The organism is Brevundimonas olei, from assembly GCF_037055245.1.
GTDB classification, from domain to species: domain Bacteria; phylum Pseudomonadota; class Alphaproteobacteria; order Caulobacterales; family Caulobacteraceae; genus Brevundimonas; species Brevundimonas olei.
Genome location: NZ_CP146369.1, coordinates 974,076 through 990,932, shown reverse-complemented (window position 1 = coordinate 990,932; position 16,857 = coordinate 974,076). Strand labels below are relative to the sequence as shown.

Genomic DNA, 16,857 nt, shown 5'->3' with positions numbered 1-16,857 from the left:
GTTTCCGCTCCTGCCGCCCCGCTTTCGATCACGCCAGGCGCGTCACCCGCACCGCCATCCAGGGCCGCCCCGGCAGGGCGACGGTCGGGCGCGCGGGATCATGGAAGAAGTATTTGGTTTCCTTGGCCGCCATGACGAACTCGCCCGGCAGGGCCTCGATCGTCATGTTCCAGGTATCGATGACGTCGACCCGGAAACGTTCTCCGCCCGTAATCTCGTCACGCGGCAGATCCAACGCCCATTCGGTCGGCGCCGCATCGCCGAAGTAGCGCAGGTAGTACTGCCCGGCGACGCCGCCCAGATGCTGTTCCCACCACTTGTCGATCGGTTCGACGCCTGGGGTCGGCCCGGCCTCCATGATCGACCTGAGGAAGGCCAGTCGCGGCGCGCTCTTGCCCCGCAGTTCGCCGCCCTCGCCCAGCCAGAAGCCGTCGCCCTTATGCCGGGGCAGACACTCGCTGTGACCGACATAGGTTCCGCCGATCAGGCCGTGCCAGAAGCCTCGCACCATTTCCGGCCCGGTCAGGTCGCCCCAACGGTCTTCCAGCGAGCCTTCGTAGCAGATCTCGTCGAAGATCACCGGCTTCCGCCACACGCTGCGATAGGTTTCCGCCCGCACGTCGTCGAGCACAGCCGAACCGTTCTGGATGCTGGCGTGAGTCACCCAGGGCTTGCCGTGGTCGTAAAGCCGCCGCCAGTTATGGATGGAGCGCAGGCGACCGTACGGGTCCTGGCTTTGCACCAACTGGAACAGTCGGTCGAAGTCGGAGTCCGTCTTGGTCTTCAGCAGGTCGAACTCATTGGCCAGCGACCACCAGACGTTTCGATAGGCCGCCAGGCGCGCGACGACATAACGGACGTAATGGTCATCCGCCTCAGCCGCCATTTCCTCGAAACCGAAGGTCTCGTCGTAGGGATGGAACAGGATGACGTCCGCCTGGATCCCCAGGTCGCACAGAGCCGCCACGCAGGCGTCGAGGCGCTGGAAATAGGCTGGATTGAAGCGCGTGAAATCCCAGTCACGCGGCCCCGGCCCCGTCTTCTCATAGGGAGAGAGAGCCTCGTTCGTGGCGATGGTGGCGTTGGGAAAGACCAGCATCCGCAGTTTGTTGAATGGAGAGGCGGCCAGGGTCTCCAGCGTCTGTCGCCGCCGGGCTTCCGGCTGATGGGTCCAGCCGTAGCTGGTGGTTCCGATCTGGCGGAAGGGCGCTCCATCGGCGTAGGCGAAGTGGTAGTCGTCCTGGACCGCCACCGGACCGTGGTTGCCGCTGGAAGGCGCGATCGCCTCGAACCTGCCTTCCTGACCGTTCAGCGCCTTCAGGTCGCTTTCGACCCGCCAACGCCACGCGCCCGGGGTCGGCGGCGAGAAGCGAATGCGATAGACGTCTCCGCCGTCATAGAAGCCTGGCGCTCGGACCGTCGTCTCGCCCTGGGTGAAGACGCCCGTCACGGCCGTCCGGAACGGCTCCGGCGCGCCGGGCGCCGTCAGAGCCGTTTCGAACAGACCCCACTGCTCGACCTGGACGGCCTGGCTCGCAGCACGCGCCGCGCCTCCGCCGAGCGCGGCCCAGGCGGCCCCGGCCGCGCCGCTCGCCACAACGCTCCTGCGCGTCATCGTCAGTTTCATCGACTCATCCTCCCCTGCCAGCAGGTAGATAAGCCGATCAAAAATCATCATACAAGTTATGTGTGCAGGGCGCGGCCTTGCGCCGCGTCAGACCTGGTGCAGCTTCGCCGGGCGACGCTTCTTCCACGACCCCTCGATGTGGTCGCGCATGGCTCTGGCCGCGCCCTCCGGATCGCGCGCCATGATGGCGTCATAGACCCTTACGTGGGCCTCATGAGTCGCACGGATATGCTCCACGTTCAGCTTGCCGCTGTAGCTGTGGGTCTTCACGGCCTTGCTCTGGATGCTGTCGATGATGGCCTTGCTCAGTCGATCGCCCGACAGGCTCATGATGATGTCGTGAAAGGCCACGTCCTCATGCACATAGCCTGCGGGCGTGGTGATCAGGCTCTCCAGCTTCTGCATTTGCCGAGTCAGTTCCTCGGCGGCCTCAGGCGTCAGCTTGCGCGCGGCCTTGGCGGCCATCTCGCCCTCCAGGGAGGCGCGAATTTCCGACAGGTTGTCCAGATAGGACAGGCCGTCCTCGCGACGGAACAGAGCGCTCAGGATCATGGGATCCAGCAGGTTCCATGAGGACGGATCCTGGATGATGGTGCCGCGGCCCTGCTGCGAGACGACCAGTCCCTTCTCCGTCAGCGCGGTCGTGGCTTCACGGACCACGGTCCGACTGACGCCATAGATGTCGCACAGGACGTTCTCGGGCGGCAGGGCCGATCCGGCGGGATGAATCTCGGTGACGATGGCGTTGACGAGATCCTCGACCACGGCGGCCGACAGTCGCGGCCGACGCGCGACGCGAGACGACGTTTGGGGGGTCACAGCCATGATCTGATCTCGTTCGACGCTCCGCGCCCAGGCGGGCCAGCATACGTATCACGATATGAGAGTCGAGACGCCGACCGCCATTGAAAGGCTCTGTTTTCCCGCCAGTTGGGACTTGCCAGCCCGAAACATCATACATATTATCAAACTGCATTCGGTTGGCTTGAGAGTTTCATGAAGATCACCGGCTATCGCAGCCTCACCACCGTCCACGACTGGGGCCGCCCGATCGGCGACGCCAACGGGGTGATCGCATCGGGCGTCACCGAGAACGCTATCCTCCTGCTTGAGACGGATGGCGGCCTGACCGGGGTGGGTCTGGGTCAGCATGCCGACATCGCCAGGGTCTTTCCCGCTGTCGAGAACGAGGACCCCCGCGCCGTCACCGCCCTCTATGACAGAATGCTGGCCCATGTGTTCAAGAGCGGCCACGCCGGCGCCACCTTCGGGGCCATCGCCGCCATCGACATGGCCCTTTGGGATCTGAAGGCCAAGATGGCTGACGAGCCGCTGTGGCGGATGCTGGGCGCGCGTGATCGCTTCGTTCCCGGCTATGCGTCGGGACTATGCTTCGGCCTGGACGACGACGCCTTCGCCGCCCATTACGCCCAATGGGCCGAGCGCGGATTCAGCTCCGCCAAGGTCAAGGGCGGCCTGGATCTGGATCGCGACATCCGCCGCCTCAAGATCGCCCGCGAGGTGCTCGGCCGCAACAGCGCGCGCCCCGCCCTCATGCTCGATGTCAACGAGTGCTGGAGCCGCAAACAGGCTGTCCGCCATCTCGCGGAGATCCAGCAGCATCTGGATTTGACCTGGATTGAGGAGCCGGTCCGTCGCTGGGACGCCGACGGCCACGCCATGATCAGCCGCGCCGCCCATTGCGCCGTCGCCACCGGCGAGAACCTGACGGGTCTGGATCAGTTCACCCCCCTGTTCGACGCCAAGGCGGTCGACATCGTCCAGACCGGCAGCGTTTGGGGCGTCACCCACTTCCACCGCGTCTCCATGGCCGCCCATGCCCACAACCTGCCGGTTTCGCCGGTCGGCTACGACTGCAACCCGATCGCTCACGCCGCCGCCGCCGCTCCCAACATGCTCGGCGTCGAACTTCAGGACTTCGGCTTCCCGATCGGCCTCAAGGTCGATCAGGAAATCGCTGACGGCGGCCTGATTCTGGGTGATCGTCCGGGCTTGGGAATCGAGGTCGACGAGGCGGCGATCAACGCCAACCGGCTGAGCGGAACCTGGTCCAGCCCCAGCGGGCCTCATGTCCGCCCCAGGCGGGCCGGGCTCGACCTGGTCCCGAACAACCGGACCGCCGCCAACCGATAAGACGTCACAAGACGCGATTGGAAACGACAGGATGCAGCAGAACAGTCTAGGCGGCGACGGCCCTCTGGTGTCCACGCTGGCGCTCGGCGGAGCCTCTCTGGGCGGCGTCTATCAGGACGTATCGCAGGGCGAAGCCGATGAAGTGGTCGCCGCCGCTTTGCAGGCCGGCGTCAATCTGATCGATGTCGCGCCCTATTACGGCCTGACCCGCGCCGAGACGGCCCTGGGCGTCGCCCTGCGCGGCGCGGCGCGCAACGACTACGTCCTGATGACCAAGGTGGGCCGCTATGGCGACAGGGATTGGGACTTCTCGCGCGACGCCACCCTGCGCAGCCTGGACGCCAGCCTTGCGCGTCTCGGCGTCGACCACATCGACGTGCTGCAATGCCACGACATAGAGCATGGCGACAGACGCCAGTTGCTGGACGAAGCCCTGCCGACCCTGCGGACGCTCAAGAGCGAGGGCGTCATCGGACGGATCGGCGTCACCGGCTACGACCTCTCCCTGCTCGAAGACGTCGCCGTTGAGCAGCAGGTCGACACCGTCATGGCCTATTGCACCTACACCCTTCAGGATCGACGTCTGGCCGAAACGGCCCGACGCCTGAACGCGGCGGGAATCAGCGTCTTCAACGCCTCGCCGCTCGGCATGGGACTGCTGACGGCCAAGGGCCCTCCGGACTGGCATCCCGCCCACCCCGCCGTGCGTCAGGCGGCCGCAGAAGCGGCGAAGGCCTGCGCCGCACTCGGTGCGGACCTGTCCGTCGTCGCGCTGCAGTTCGCCTTTCAGACCGCGGCCCGGATCGGCGTCGCTTCCACCGTGGTCGGCATGTCCAAGGCGTCCAATCTGACCCGCAACATCGAAGCCATGACCGCCCCGCTGGATCCGGCGATCCTCGCCGCCGTCGAGGCCGCCCTGGCCTCCGTGCGCGACATCGGTTGGGACGTACTGCCCGGCGATGGCGGCAAGGCCGGCCGATGATCGACGCTCACCTTCACCTGTGGGACCCGCAGCGTCTCAGCTATGACTGGCTGAAGCACGTTCCATCCATCGCCGGACGTCACGGCCCCGAGGAGTGGGCGCGCCGGCAGGCGGAGCCTCGCCAAGCCGTCTTCGTCCAGGCCGACTGCGCGCCCGAACAAACCCTGAATGAGGTCGATTGGGTCAGCGGCCTGGATCGCTCCCCCTTGCAGATTCTCGGCGTGGTCGCCTTTGCGCCGCTGGAAGAAGGGGAAGCCGTCAGGCCTCTGCTGCGCCAATTGAAACAACGACCTCTGGTTTGCGGCGTCCGTCGCTCAGTCCAGAATGAAGCACCCGGCTTCATCTCCTCGGCCGCCCATATCGAGGGTCTGGTCGCGTCAGCCGAAGAAGGACTCAGCCTGGACCTCTGCGCCCGCGACCACCAGTTGCCCGAACTGATCGAAGCCCTGGACGCGCTGTTCGCGGCCGCGCCGCACTCGCGCGTCGTCTTGGACCATCTCGGCAAACCCGACATCGCCGTCGGCAAGGGCGACATCCGCCATAGCGATTGGGCCGCCAATCTGGAGCATCTGGCGAAGCGGCCTCAGGTCTTCGCCAAACTGTCCGGCCTGACGACCCAGGACGACTGGGCCGAGGGCCGGGACGAGGCCCTGCGCCCCTATATCGACCACGCCCTGACCTGCTTCGGTCCTTCGCGCCTGATGTACGGCGGGGACTGGCCTGTCGCTGAACTGGCCCGAGGGGGACTGTCCCGCTGGCGGACGCTTTTCGACATCGCCACAGCCCGCCTTTCGAACGCCGAGCGTGCGCTCATCCGTCATGAGACCGCGCGCGGCTTCTACCGCCTGCCACCCGTCTGATATCGCCGCGAGCCCTGGATTTCCCATGACCCTCGAACGAACCGCCCAGACCGTCGAAGGCGTTCGCCGTCGCCGGCTCCAGCTATCGCTGATGGTCAATTTCTTCCTGCTGATGGCGCTTTACAGCGGCGTGCTCGGCGTGCTGCTGCCCAATCAGATCGCGGCCCTGGACCCCGCGAACAAGGCCAACAACCTGGCCCTGCTGTTCGCCGTCACCTCGGTCTTCTCGACCCTGACGACGCCGATCGCCGGCGCTCTTTCCGACCGGACCCGTTCACGCTGGGGGCGGCGGTCTCCGTGGATCGCCATCGCCTCGGTGATCGGCTCGATCTGTCTTTTCGGCGTGTCCTGGATGACCAGCTTCTGGGCCCTGATGGTGTTCTGGGTCATGGCCACGGTCGCCTACAACTCCATGCAGCCGGCCATGACCACCGTCATCGCCGACCGCTTCCCGCCCGAGGCGCGCGGCGTGGTGTCCGGCATCGTCGGCGCCGGGATGACGGCCGGCCTGACCGCCGGCACGGTGGTCGCCGGCTATCTGGCGGGCGCCCAGGTCATGGCCTACGCCCTGTTCGCCCTGGCCATCGCCGCCTCCTGCCTCGTCTTCGTGGTCATCAACCGCGAGTCGTCCAGCGCCGACCTGCCCGCCCGGCCTTTTTCGTGGATCGCCTTCGCCAAGGGGTTCTGGATCAGTCCGAAGGAGCATCCCGACTTCGCCTGGGCCTTCGCGGGACGCTTCACGGTCTACATGGGCTACCAGGCCATCGCGGCCTACATGCTCTACATCCTGCGCGACTATATCGGTCTGTCGGACGGCGACTCCAACATCGCCATCGCCAATATGGCGATCCTGACCCTGATCTGTCTGGTGGCGTCGTCGCTGGTCTCGGGCTGGCTGTCGGACCGTTATCAGCGCCGCAAGCCCTTCGTCTTCGGCGCCAGCCTGATCATGGGCTGCGCCATGCTGGCCCCCCTGCTGCTGCCGAACATGACGGGGATGTGGATCTACGCCGGGATCATCGGCCTGGGCTACGGCATGTTCATGTCGATCGACATGGCCCTGATGACCCAGGTCCTGCCTCAAAGCACCGAGGGGGATGAAGGCAAGGACCTGGGCGTGCTGACCACAGCGGTCAACATTCCCCAGATCATCAGCCCGGTCATGGCCGCCGTTCTGCTGTACCTGTTCGACGGCGACTATTCGGTGATCTTCATCGCCGCTGTGATCTTTGTCTTCGGTTCCGCCCTCTGCGTCATGCCGATCCGATCCGTCCGCTAACGCAGCGAAATGTTATAATACGTATGATGATAATTTGACATACCCAAACGGCGTTCGTAGGGTTTCATCAAGGCCGGAATAAACAGGCCGCCAGGTTGGAACCTCAGCAGGACCCCGTGATGTCAACAAAGACCCATCTGATGGCCGCGACCGCCTTGGGCGTGCTGGCCGTCGCCCTACCCGCCGTCGCCTCGGCTCAAGTCGCATCTGCTTCTGATACCGGTGGCCAGGACGCCACCGTCGTAGACGAGATCGTCGTCACCGGCATCCGCGCCAGCCAGCAGCAGTCCATCGACATCAAGCGTAATGCCGTCGGCGTCGTCGACTCGATCGCGTCCGAAGATCTGGGCAAGCTGCCCGATCAGAACGTGGCGGAATCGCTTCAGCGCGTGCCTGGCGTCACCATCGACCGCAACCGCGGCGAAGGCCGTTTCGTGACCGTGCGCGGCTTCGGCCCCAAGTTCAACGCCGTCACCGTCAACGGCCGCACCCTGGCCACGGACAATAACGGCCGCGAGTTCTCCTTCGACGTCCTGCCGTCCGAAATCATCGCCGGCGCCGATGTCTACAAATCGCCCCAGGCCGACATCAACGGCGCCTCGATCGGCGCCACCATCAATGTCCGCACCCTGCGTCCGCTGGACCAGCGCGAGCCCTTCGCCGCCGCCGCCTCGGTCGGCTCGACCTGGGCCGAACTGGCCGACAGTTACAGCTCGGACGCTTCGGGCGTCCTGTCCTGGCGCAATGACGACCGCACCCTGGGCTTCGCCCTGGCCGCCTCCTACATCGACCAGGACACCCGCAACGACGAATTCACCATCGGCGCCGGCCACGTCTTCCGCTCCAGCGGTGATTCCTACTACAGCCGCGGCGGCGTCCAGGGCGCGCGCATCGGACCCGACGTGGCGCCTTTCGACAAGGTCTCCATGCCGTCGAACCTGTCGCCCTTCTTCTTCGAGCGCAGCAAGCAGATGCTGGGCCTGAACGCCTCGGGCCAGTATCGCCCGCAGGACAATCTGACCCTGACGCTCGACGCCATGTACGTGAAGGCGGACATCACCGAACGGCAGACCGGACTTGCCTTCGACTTCGCTGGCGGCGACTTGGTCGAGCAAGTGGTCCAGGGCAATGAGGCGGTCTATCAGCGCTACGTCGGCGGCTTCGTCGACCAGATCATGCAATACGACACCCGCAACGTCGAAACCCGTCAGTTGGGCTTCAACGCGGACTGGCAGGTCACCGACGATCTGAAGCTGTCGTTCGACGTCTCGACCTCGACCGCCGAACGCAAGAGCGACCAGGCGCCCAGCTTCACCACCATCCGCCGCAAGGGCGTCGACCTGTGGTGGGATCGTCGTGGCGGTTCGCCCATCTATGAATACGGCTTCGGCTACCCGGGTTCGAACGCCGACGCCGCCGTCGATCCGAACGGCCTGACCGCGCACTATTACATCTGGAATAGCCCCGGCCGGACCAAGGACACCATCGACGAATACCGCATCGACGGCGAATGGGCGCCGGCCGGAAACGTCACCGTCTATGCCGGCATGGGCTATCAGAACCGCGTCAAGGACATCTATGGCACCTCCATGCCGTTCGATCAGCAGTGCGCCTATTGCGACTCCAACGAGGCCCTGCCGGCGGAGCTGTTCACGCCGACCGGCATGAACTTCTTCGACGGTCGCGGCGGCGACATCATGCATGACTGGCTGACCTATGATCCCAACGCCCTGATCGCCTATGTGAAGGGTTTGGCCGATCGCGACGGCAAGCCGTTCGAACCCAGCGTCCATGACCCTTCCGGTTCGTCCGTCGTCGATGAGAAGGTCTGGACCGGCTATCTGATGGGTCAGGTCGAGGCCGACCTGGGCGGAATGCCGCTGACGGTGAACATGGGCGTTCGCATCGAGGACACCTCCTACACCTCGTCCGGCGCCTCGCGCACGGTGCTTAGCGCCAAGCCCAACGGCGCCGGTCAGAACATCATCGTCCTGTCCGACGTGGAGCCGATCAGCTTCAAGGGCGAATACACTGACATCCTGCCGTCGTTGAACGCTCGCCTTTCCGTCACCGACGACGTCATCGTGCGCTTCGCCGCCTCGCGCGTCATGACGCGCCCGACGCTCAGCGACCTGTCGCCCCGCCAGTCGATCCAGACCAACCCCGGCAATGAATCGATCAAGCGCGGCAACCCCGACCTGAAGCCCTTCCGCGCGACGCAGTTCGAGGCGGGGGTCGAGTGGTACTTCGCTCCGACGTCGCTGCTGTCCTTCGCGGCCTTCTACAAGAACCTGGACTCCTTCGTGAGCACCAGCACGACTACGGAACGCGTCGATGAGGTCGACTTCTCGGTCACGGTGCCGAGCAATGGCGACGGCGCGACCATCAAGGGCGTCGAACTGGGCTATCGTCAGGTGTTCGACAACCTGCCGGCGCCGTTCGACGGCCTGGGCGCCCAGGCCAGCTTCACCTACGCCGACTCCGACGCCGAATACTCCAACGCCGGCGGCGTCTCATACGGCCTGGAAGGGCTGTCGAAATACTCCTACAGCCTCGTCGGTTTCTATGAGAAGGGCCCGATCCAGGCTCGCCTGGCCTATACGTGGCGCGATGAGTTTGTCGCCGTCGCCGTCGGCCGCAACAGCGAGCCGGAGTTCTTCGACGCCTATGGCCAGTTGGACGCCGGCGTTTCCTACGACGTGACGGACAAGGTCACCGTCTTCCTGGACGCCCTCAATCTGACCGACGAGGAGGAGTTCCTCTATTCGGTCTCTCCGGACCGGACCAAGGAGTTCCGCACCACCGGCCGCCGCGTGTCCGCCGGAGTGCGCATGCGCTTCTGACCCCTCTCTCCCTGCCGTTTTGGTGCGCCGCCTCCCGTTCGTCGGGGGGCGGTTTTTCTTTGTCTGCAAGCCTCCTCTCTCCCGCTTGACGATGGGCCTATGGAGGCCTAGCTAAACATAATATGTCTTATGTTTAGGAGCTCAGGGATGAGACTGGCAGGCAAGACCGCCCTGGTGACGGCGGCGGCGCAGGGGATCGGGCGCGCGACGGCCGAAGCCTTCCTGCGCGAAGGCGCGACCGTCATCGCCGTGGACATCAACGCCGACGGCCTGGCCGACCTGGAGGGCGCGACGACGCGCAGGCTGGATGTCACCGACCCGCAGGCGGTCCGCGCCATCGCCGCGGAGTTCCCCCAGGTCGACGTGCTCTACAACTGCGCCGGGTTCGTCCATGCGGGCACCATCCTGGACTGCGAAGAAGACGACTGGGCCTTCTCCAACACCCTGAACGTCACCGCCCAGTACCGCATGATCCGCGCCTTCCTGCCCCAAATGATCGCGGGCGGCGGCGGCTCGATCATCAACATGTCCTCGGTCTGCTCCAGCATCAAGGCCGTGCCCAACCGCTTCGCCTATGGCGCCACCAAGGCCGCCGTGATCGGCCTGACGAAATCCGTCGCCGCCGACTTCGTCACCCATGGCATTCGCTGCAACGCCATCTGCCCCGGCACGGTCGAAACCCCGTCACTGCTGCAGCGGCTGCGCGACACCGGCGACTTTGACAGGGCCTATGCCGAATTCACCGCCCGTCAGGCCATGGGCCGTTTCGGCCGCCCGACCGAGTTGGCGGCCCTGGCCGTCTACCTGGCCTCCGATGAATCCGCCTTCACCACCGGCACGGTCAATGTGATCGACGGCGGCTGGGTCAACTGAGCTTCTGCAGGAACCGTTCACGATGAAACTTCTTCGCTTCGGCCCCCAGGGTCAGGAAAAGCCTGGCGTGATCGACGCCGACGGCCGTATCCGCGACCTCAGCGGCGTCATCCCGGACATCGATGGCGCCGCCCTGTCGGACGACAGCCTGGCCCGCCTGCGCGCGCTCGACCTGACCGCCCTGCATCTGGCGCCGGAGGGCGTCCGCTACGGCGCCTGCGTGGGCAAGGTCGGGAAGTTCCTCTGCATCGGCCTGAACTACGCCGACCACGCCGAAGAGTCCGGCCTGCCCATCCCTGAAGAGCCCGTGCTCTTCTCCAAGGCGACCTCCTGCATCGTCGGCCCGAACGACACGGTGCTGAAGCCCCGAGGCTCCACCAAGCTGGACTGGGAAGTCGAGCTGGGCATCGTCATCGGCAAGGACGCCGCCTACGTTTCGGAAGAAGAGGCCGAGGCCTGCATCGCCGGCTACTGCACGATCAACGACGTGTCCGAGCGCGCCTTCCAGACCGAGCGGGGCGGCACCTGGGACAAGGGCAAGGGTTGCGACACCTTCGGCCCGATCGGCCCCTGGCTGGTCACCCGCGACGAGGTTCCCGACCCCACCGACCTGCACATGTGGCTGAAGGTCAACGGCAAGACCTTCCAGGACGGCTCGACCGCCACCATGATCTTCAAGCCCGCCTTCATCGTCCACTACGTCAGCCAGTTCATGAGCCTGCAGCCGGGCGACGTCATCTCCACCGGCACCCCGCCGGGCGTCGGCCTGGGCCAGAAGCCCGAGCCGCTTTACCTGAACGCCGGCGACGTAATGGAACTCGGGATTGCAGGCCTGGGCGAGCAGCGACAGGTCGTCGCGCAGGCCTGATTTCCGTCCCCGTCCAGCATTGACACCGAGGGTTCATCCGCTAGGTTCATATCATAATACATAACATGATTATGGGGAGTGCGGGACATGGGGCAGGCAACAGGTTTCGGCAGACTCGCAGCGGGGGTTTTCACCGCAGGGCTCATGCTTTCGGCGAACGCCGCCGCGGCGCAGACGATGATCCATGTCGCGCCCGGCGGCGATGACCGCAATCCCGGCAGCGCCGCCCGGCCCGTCAAGACCCTGCCCCGCGCCCAGGCCCTTGTTCGGGATCACAATCGGCGCGACGACGTGATCGTCGAGATCGCAGGCGGCGTCTATCGCCTGGATCAACCTCTCGTCTTCAAGGCGGCCGACGGCGGTCAGGGCGACCACTCAGTGACCTGGCGCGCCAAGGACGCGGATCGACCGGTCGTCTCCGGCGGCTTCGACGTCTCCGGCTTCACCCTGTTCGATGAAGATCGCCGCATCTATGTGGCCGACCTGCCCAAGGGGTTGGACGCCCGGCAGGTCTGGGTCAACGACACCCTGGCCGAACGCCCCTGGCTCGAGATCCGTCATTCGGACGTCAGCTTCACCGCAACGGGCCTGCAGATCACCAACCCTGACCTGGCCTTCATCGGCTCGCTGCAACACCCGGAACGGCTGGAGATCGAGGCGACGGGCTTCTTCACAGACCGCTTCTCGCCCGTCGCCTCGATCAGCGGGACGACGCTGACGATGCAGCAACCCGCCTGGGACAACAACACCTGGGGCTACGACACCATCTCGAAGCCCATCTTCCCAGACGATTCCCGCCTGTTTCTGGTCAATGCTCCCGAACTGATCGGCAAGACCAACGACTGGCACGCCAAGCCCTATCAGTGGTTCATCGATCCAAAGGCGGGAAAGCTCTATCTTCGCATCGCCCAGGACGACGACATCGCCAGGCTGCGGGTCACGATTCCCGCCCTGCCCGCCCTGATGTCGATCAGCGGCACGCCCGAGGCGCCGATCCGCAACCTCTCCTTCAGCGGTCTTCGCTTCTCCTACACCTCGTGGATGGGTCCTTCCGAGTCGACCGGCTACGCCAACCAGCAGAGCGGCGCCTTCCTCAAGGATGTGTCGTCCATCCGACCGGCGGACGCCTGGTCCTCGTGCGGTTGGGGCTGCCCGGAGTTCGAATCCATGCGCCAGCTGTGGCATCAGATTCCCGCCGCCGTGCAGGTAGCGGCGGCCCACAACATCGTGTTCGAGAACAACCATTTCACCCAGTTGGGCCAGATCGCGCTCGGTCTGGGCAATGAGGCCAACGCCAATCTGTCTGGGGTCGGCCTGGCGGTTCAGGACGTGCGGGTCAGCCGCAACCACTTCGGCGTCCTGTCCGGCAGCGCCATCATGGCGGGCGGAGTGCGCCTGGACGCTCACCACCCTACGGATCCGAACCTGATCCTTCGCAATATTGAGATCGCCGATAACGTCATCGCCGGCGTCAGCCAGGACTACAAGGACAACGCCGCCATCCTGACGACCTACGTCGACGGCGCGCGCATCCTGCACAACGACATCACCGACGCCCCCTATGATGCGGTCGCCGTGGGCTGGGGCTGGGGCTACAACGACGCTGGCGGCAACCCCAACTACGACCAGAACCAGAAGGGGTATCTCTACAACACCCGCTTCACCACGCCCACGACGCTCCGCAACACGCTGATCGAAGGCAACCGCATCCACGGGGTGAAGACCTGGTACATGGACGGCGGAGCCATCTACAACCTGTCCGCCAACCCGAACGCGATCATCCGCGGCAACCACATCTTCGACATTCGCGACAAGATCGGCGTCTATCTGGACGAGGGGTCCAAGCACTTCACTGTCACCGGCAACGTCATCGACACCCAGGGCAAGTGGCTGAACATCAACACGGCCGGGCGAATGTATGACCGCGGCATCTCGACCGACAACCGCGCGACCGGAAACTGGCACAACTCCCTGCGCACCGGTGGCCGCTGGCTGGCCCGCATCGGCAACACGGCCGAGGGCAACTTCCTCTATCCCGCCCGCGACTGGCCGGCCGAGGCCAGGGCCGTCATGGACGACGCAGGCCCTCGCCCTATCGCTGAGTCCGCCCCTGTCGCTGAGTCCGCCCGATGAGCGCGGTTTCGCGTCGCGGCCTGCTGGGCGGAGCAGGACTGGCTGGACTGGCCGCCGCCGCTCCCGCCGCCTCGGCCCGCGCCCTGCAGACGCCCCCGCTGGAGGTGCTCGACCTCAGAGCCTCCTCCGCCGTTGAACCGATCGGGCTTGAGGATCAGGCCGTGCGCCTGTCCTGGCGGCTGCAAAGCCCCGACCGGGACGTTCATCAAACCCGCTACGAGATCCAGGCCGCCAGCACGCGCGAACTGCTGGAGAGCGGCGCGCCCGATCTTTGGCACGCAGGCGAAGTGCTGACGGATCAGAGCATGGACGTGTCCTGGCTGGGCAGTCCGCTCAAATCGCGCCAGGTCGTCTGGTGGAGGGTGCTGGTGCGCGACAACAAGGGACGGCGTGCGACCAGCGCCGTCTCGCGCTTCGAAATGGGCCTGATTCAGCCTTCGGATTGGCGAGCGAACTGGATCGCGGCCGAGACCGTCATGGCCCGCGCAGACCGCGAGGCGGGTCTTCTGTGGATGCGCGGCGATCGTCCGGCGGACCGATCCGACCGCTATTTCCGCCTGAACTTCACCCTGCCTTCGGCGGCCGACGTCACCCTTTTCTCCATAGCCAATTTCGACGCCGAAATCTGGCTGGACGGACGCACGGTGGAGCGCCCGCATCACCCGTCCATCTCGTTCGGCGTCGCGCCGATCGCCGAGACCCGCCACCGCCTGGGCGCAGGCCGTCACGTCGTGGCCTTCCGGGTCAAGGATCCCAACGCCTTCAACGAGCCCAAGCTGCACGAAATCGCAGCGGCGGCCATGATCCGCGCCGACCTGGGCGGCGGCCGCGTCGAGCGCATCACCTCACGCGGCATGAAGACGGCGCTGCACGCCCCGACCGGTTGGGAGCAGCCCGGCTTCAACGACGCGCGCTGGTCCGCCGCCGATGTTTCGAAGAACCAGCCTCAGGCCTGGCCAGGCTATGGCGCGTTTCTGCTGCGCAAGGGGTTCACCCTGTCGCGTCCAGTCGCCCACGCCCGCCTCTATGCGACAGCCCTCGGCGTCTATGAGGCGCAGATCAACGGCCGCCGCGTCGGCGACGCCCTGCTCAGCCCTGAAAGCACCGACTTCCGCAAGACGGCCCTCTATCAGGTCCACGACGTGACCGATCTGCTGTCGCCCGGCGAGAACGCCATCGGCGCCATGGTCGGCGATGGCTGGTACGGCAGCTATCATGCACCGGCGGGCCGCTACGCCTTCGGCGACGCGCCGCTGCGCTTCTTCGCCCAGTTGGAGGTCACCTATGCGGACGGCGTACGCGAGACCATCGTCACCGACGACAGCTGGCGCCTGACCGAGGCCCCGGTCACCAAGGGCGAAATCTACTATGGCGAGGACTATGACGCCCGGCTGGAGAAGACCGGTTGGGCGGCGCCCGGCTATGACGCCGGCGGATGGCGCGCGGTCGAGATCGCGCCGAAGCCGCCGTGCGCGCTCAAGGCCCAGGTCAGCCCGCCCTTGCGCCGCATCGAGACGCTGAAAGCCAAGTCGATCACAAAGGTCGGCTCGAACTATATCCTCGACTACGGGCAGAACTTCTCCGGCTGGTCGCGCCTGAAGGCGAAGGGCCGCGCCGGCCAGGCCGTCACGCTGAAGTTCGCCGAGGTGCTGCAGAACGACGGATACGTCGACCAGTCCAACCTGCGCGCCGCACGCGCCGCGCTCGTCTATACCCTGAGGGGCGACCCGGCCGGGGAGACCTATGAGCCGCATTTCACCTATTTCGGCTTCCGCTACGTGGAGGTCGAAGGTTTTGAGGAAGCGACGGGGCGCGCGCCCACGGCCGATGATATCGAAGGCATCGTCGTCTCCTCCAACCTGACCGAGACGGGTCACCTGAGAGTGGCCGATCCCGTGATCCACGGCCTGTGGCGCAACACCCTGTGGAGCCAGCGCTCCAACTTCTTCGGCGTGCCGACCGACTGCCCGCAACGCGATGAGCGCCTGGGCTGGACTGGCGACGCCAACGTCTTCTGGGACGCGGCCGCCTTCAACATGGACGTCGCCGCCTTCACCGAACGGTTCATGGGAGACGTGCGCGACGCCCAGGGGCCGCGCGGAGAGTTTCCCGACTATGCGCCCGCCGGCTGGCAGGACCTGGGGCTGGGCGCCTCGCCCGGCTGGGCCGACGGCGGGGTCATCCTGCCCTGGACGGCGTGGAAGCGTTACGGCGACACCGCCGTGGTGGATCAGAACTGGGCCGCGATGACGCGCTATCTGCGCTTCATCCTGGAGCACAACCCAGACTACATCTGGCGCCGCGAGCGCGGCTATGATTTTGGCGACTGGGTGGCGCTGGACGCGGTCAATCCAGGCGACGAGACCACCCCCAAGGCCCTGATCGGCACGGCGATGTGGAAGCACTCGGTCGACGCCATGGCCGAGATGGCGCTCGGCTCCGGCCGACGCCCCGAAGCGGTCCGCTATCAGGAACTATCGCAGCGCATCACCGCAGCCTTCCAGCAGGAATTCGTGCGGCCGGACGGCTCCATGGGCAACGGCTCTCAGGCCGGCTACATTCTGGCGCTGTGGTTTGGGCTCGTGCCCGATGCTCTGCGCGCCGCCGCGACGGGCCATCTGGTCGCCGATATCCGTCGTCGGGGAACGCTTCTTTCCACGGGCTTCCTCGGCACGCCCTACAGCCTCGACGCCCTGGTGGAGAACGGACAGGACATCCTCGTCTACGACCTGCTGCTGCGCACGGACTTCCCGTCCTGGGGCTATATGATCCGCAAGGACGCCACGACCATCTGGGAGCGCTGGAACGGCGATGTCGGCGACGTGGCCATGAACTCGTTCAATCACTACGCCCTTGGTGCGGTGACGGGATTCGTCTTCCGCCGTATCGCGGGGATCGATCCGGTCCGCGCCGGCTTCCTCAGTTTCCGCTTCGATCCTGTCTTGGACTCCCGCGTGCCGCGCGGCGGGGGCGATTACGACAGCATCCTGGGCCGTATCACCACCGACTGGGAGATGCAGCCGGACGGCGGCTTCGACCTGCGTCTGGTCGTGCCGACCAACAGCCGGGCCGAGGTCCGCATCCCGGCGCGCTCCGCCGACAAGGTGCGCGAGACCGGCCTGCCCCTGACCCAGGTCGAGGGCGTCGTCGTGCGCGGCATGGACGGCGATCGTCTGGTGCTGGAGGTCGGTTCCGGCGATTACAGGTTCACGTCCAGAGCCTGATCTCGTCCTCCCCT

At 65.8% G+C, this 16,857-nt stretch carries 11 protein-coding genes; 9 read left to right on the top strand and 2 right to left on the bottom strand.

Annotated features, from left to right (window positions below):
- Positions 1-28: 28 nt before the first annotated feature.
- Positions 29-1,627: a DUF5605 domain-containing protein gene (locus V8J38_RS04745; RefSeq protein WP_338578105.1), complete on the bottom strand. Its 1,599-nt coding sequence runs from the start codon at positions 1,625-1,627 to the stop codon at positions 29-31.
- A gap of 87 nt (positions 1,628-1,714) precedes the next feature.
- Positions 1,715-2,452 (bottom strand): FadR/GntR family transcriptional regulator, encoded by a 738-nt coding sequence (locus tag V8J38_RS04740; protein WP_291776994.1) that lies wholly within the window; start codon positions 2,450-2,452, stop codon positions 1,715-1,717.
- A gap of 171 nt (positions 2,453-2,623) precedes the next feature.
- Between V8J38_RS04740 and V8J38_RS04735 the strand changes: the two genes are divergently transcribed.
- The 9 genes from V8J38_RS04735 to V8J38_RS04695 all read left to right on the top strand — a co-directional run bounded on the left by V8J38_RS04735 (position 2,624) and on the right by V8J38_RS04695 (position 16,843).
- Positions 2,624-3,781, top strand: coding sequence for a mandelate racemase/muconate lactonizing enzyme family protein (locus tag V8J38_RS04735; RefSeq protein WP_291776997.1), 1,158 nt, complete (start codon positions 2,624-2,626; stop codon positions 3,779-3,781).
- 31 nt (positions 3,782-3,812) lie between these two features.
- Positions 3,813-4,763 (top strand): aldo/keto reductase, encoded by a 951-nt coding sequence (locus tag V8J38_RS04730; RefSeq protein WP_338578104.1) that lies wholly within the window; start codon positions 3,813-3,815, stop codon positions 4,761-4,763.
- Positions 4,760-5,623, top strand: coding sequence for an amidohydrolase family protein (locus V8J38_RS04725; protein ID WP_338578103.1), 864 nt, complete (start codon positions 4,760-4,762; stop codon positions 5,621-5,623). Before V8J38_RS04730 ends, V8J38_RS04725 begins: the two co-directional genes overlap by 4 nt.
- 25 nt (positions 5,624-5,648) lie before the next feature.
- On the top strand, positions 5,649-6,902 hold the full coding sequence (locus V8J38_RS04720) for an MFS transporter (protein ID WP_338578102.1): 1,254 nt from the start codon (positions 5,649-5,651) through the stop codon (positions 6,900-6,902).
- Positions 6,903-7,042: 140 nt separating this feature from the next.
- On the top strand, positions 7,043-9,745 hold the full coding sequence (locus V8J38_RS04715; protein ID WP_338578101.1) for a TonB-dependent receptor: 2,703 nt from the start codon (positions 7,043-7,045) through the stop codon (positions 9,743-9,745).
- A gap of 147 nt (positions 9,746-9,892) precedes the next feature.
- Positions 9,893-10,618 carry an SDR family oxidoreductase gene (locus V8J38_RS04710; protein ID WP_338578100.1) on the top strand — a complete coding sequence of 242 codons (726 nt, stop codon included), beginning with the start codon at positions 9,893-9,895 and terminating at the stop codon, positions 10,616-10,618.
- A 22-nt stretch (positions 10,619-10,640) separates the two neighbouring features.
- Positions 10,641-11,486: a fumarylacetoacetate hydrolase family protein gene (locus V8J38_RS04705; RefSeq protein WP_338578099.1), complete on the top strand. Its 846-nt coding sequence runs from the start codon at positions 10,641-10,643 to the stop codon at positions 11,484-11,486.
- Between the two features lie 144 nt (positions 11,487-11,630).
- Complete coding sequence (locus V8J38_RS04700) at positions 11,631-13,619, top strand: right-handed parallel beta-helix repeat-containing protein (RefSeq protein ID WP_338578098.1); 1,989 nt, start codon at positions 11,631-11,633, stop codon at positions 13,617-13,619.
- A complete protein-coding gene (locus tag V8J38_RS04695) occupies positions 13,616-16,843 on the top strand; it encodes an alpha-L-rhamnosidase (protein ID WP_338578097.1) in 3,228 nt (1,075 codons plus the stop codon). Before V8J38_RS04700 ends, V8J38_RS04695 begins: the two co-directional genes overlap by 4 nt.
- The last annotated feature ends 14 nt before the right edge of the window (positions 16,844-16,857 follow it).

Bases quoted from the DNA above. Each gene is read 5' to 3' on its own strand.
- V8J38_RS04730 (WP_338578104.1), top strand. From the start codon at position 3,813: ATGCAGCAGAACAGTCTAGGCGGCGACGGCCCTCTGGTGTCCACGCTG.
- V8J38_RS04695 (WP_338578097.1), top strand. From the start codon at position 13,616: ATGAGCGCGGTTTCGCGTCGCGGCCTGCTGGGCGGAGCAGGACTGGCT.
- V8J38_RS04720 (WP_338578102.1), top strand. From the start codon at position 5,649: ATGACCCTCGAACGAACCGCCCAGACCGTCGAAGGCGTTCGCCGTCGC.
- V8J38_RS04745 (WP_338578105.1), bottom strand. From the start codon at position 1,627: ATGAAACTGACGATGACGCGCAGGAGCGTTGTGGCGAGCGGCGCGGCC.
- V8J38_RS04740 (WP_291776994.1), bottom strand. From the start codon at position 2,452: ATGGCTGTGACCCCCCAAACGTCGTCTCGCGTCGCGCGTCGGCCGCGA.
- V8J38_RS04735 (WP_291776997.1), top strand. From the start codon at position 2,624: ATGAAGATCACCGGCTATCGCAGCCTCACCACCGTCCACGACTGGGGC.
- V8J38_RS04725 (WP_338578103.1), top strand. From the start codon at position 4,760: ATGATCGACGCTCACCTTCACCTGTGGGACCCGCAGCGTCTCAGCTAT.
- V8J38_RS04710 (WP_338578100.1), top strand. From the start codon at position 9,893: ATGAGACTGGCAGGCAAGACCGCCCTGGTGACGGCGGCGGCGCAGGGG.
- V8J38_RS04705 (WP_338578099.1), top strand. From the start codon at position 10,641: ATGAAACTTCTTCGCTTCGGCCCCCAGGGTCAGGAAAAGCCTGGCGTG.
- V8J38_RS04715 (WP_338578101.1), top strand. From the start codon at position 7,043: ATGGCCGCGACCGCCTTGGGCGTGCTGGCCGTCGCCCTACCCGCCGTC.
- V8J38_RS04700 (WP_338578098.1), top strand. From the start codon at position 11,631: ATGCTTTCGGCGAACGCCGCCGCGGCGCAGACGATGATCCATGTCGCG.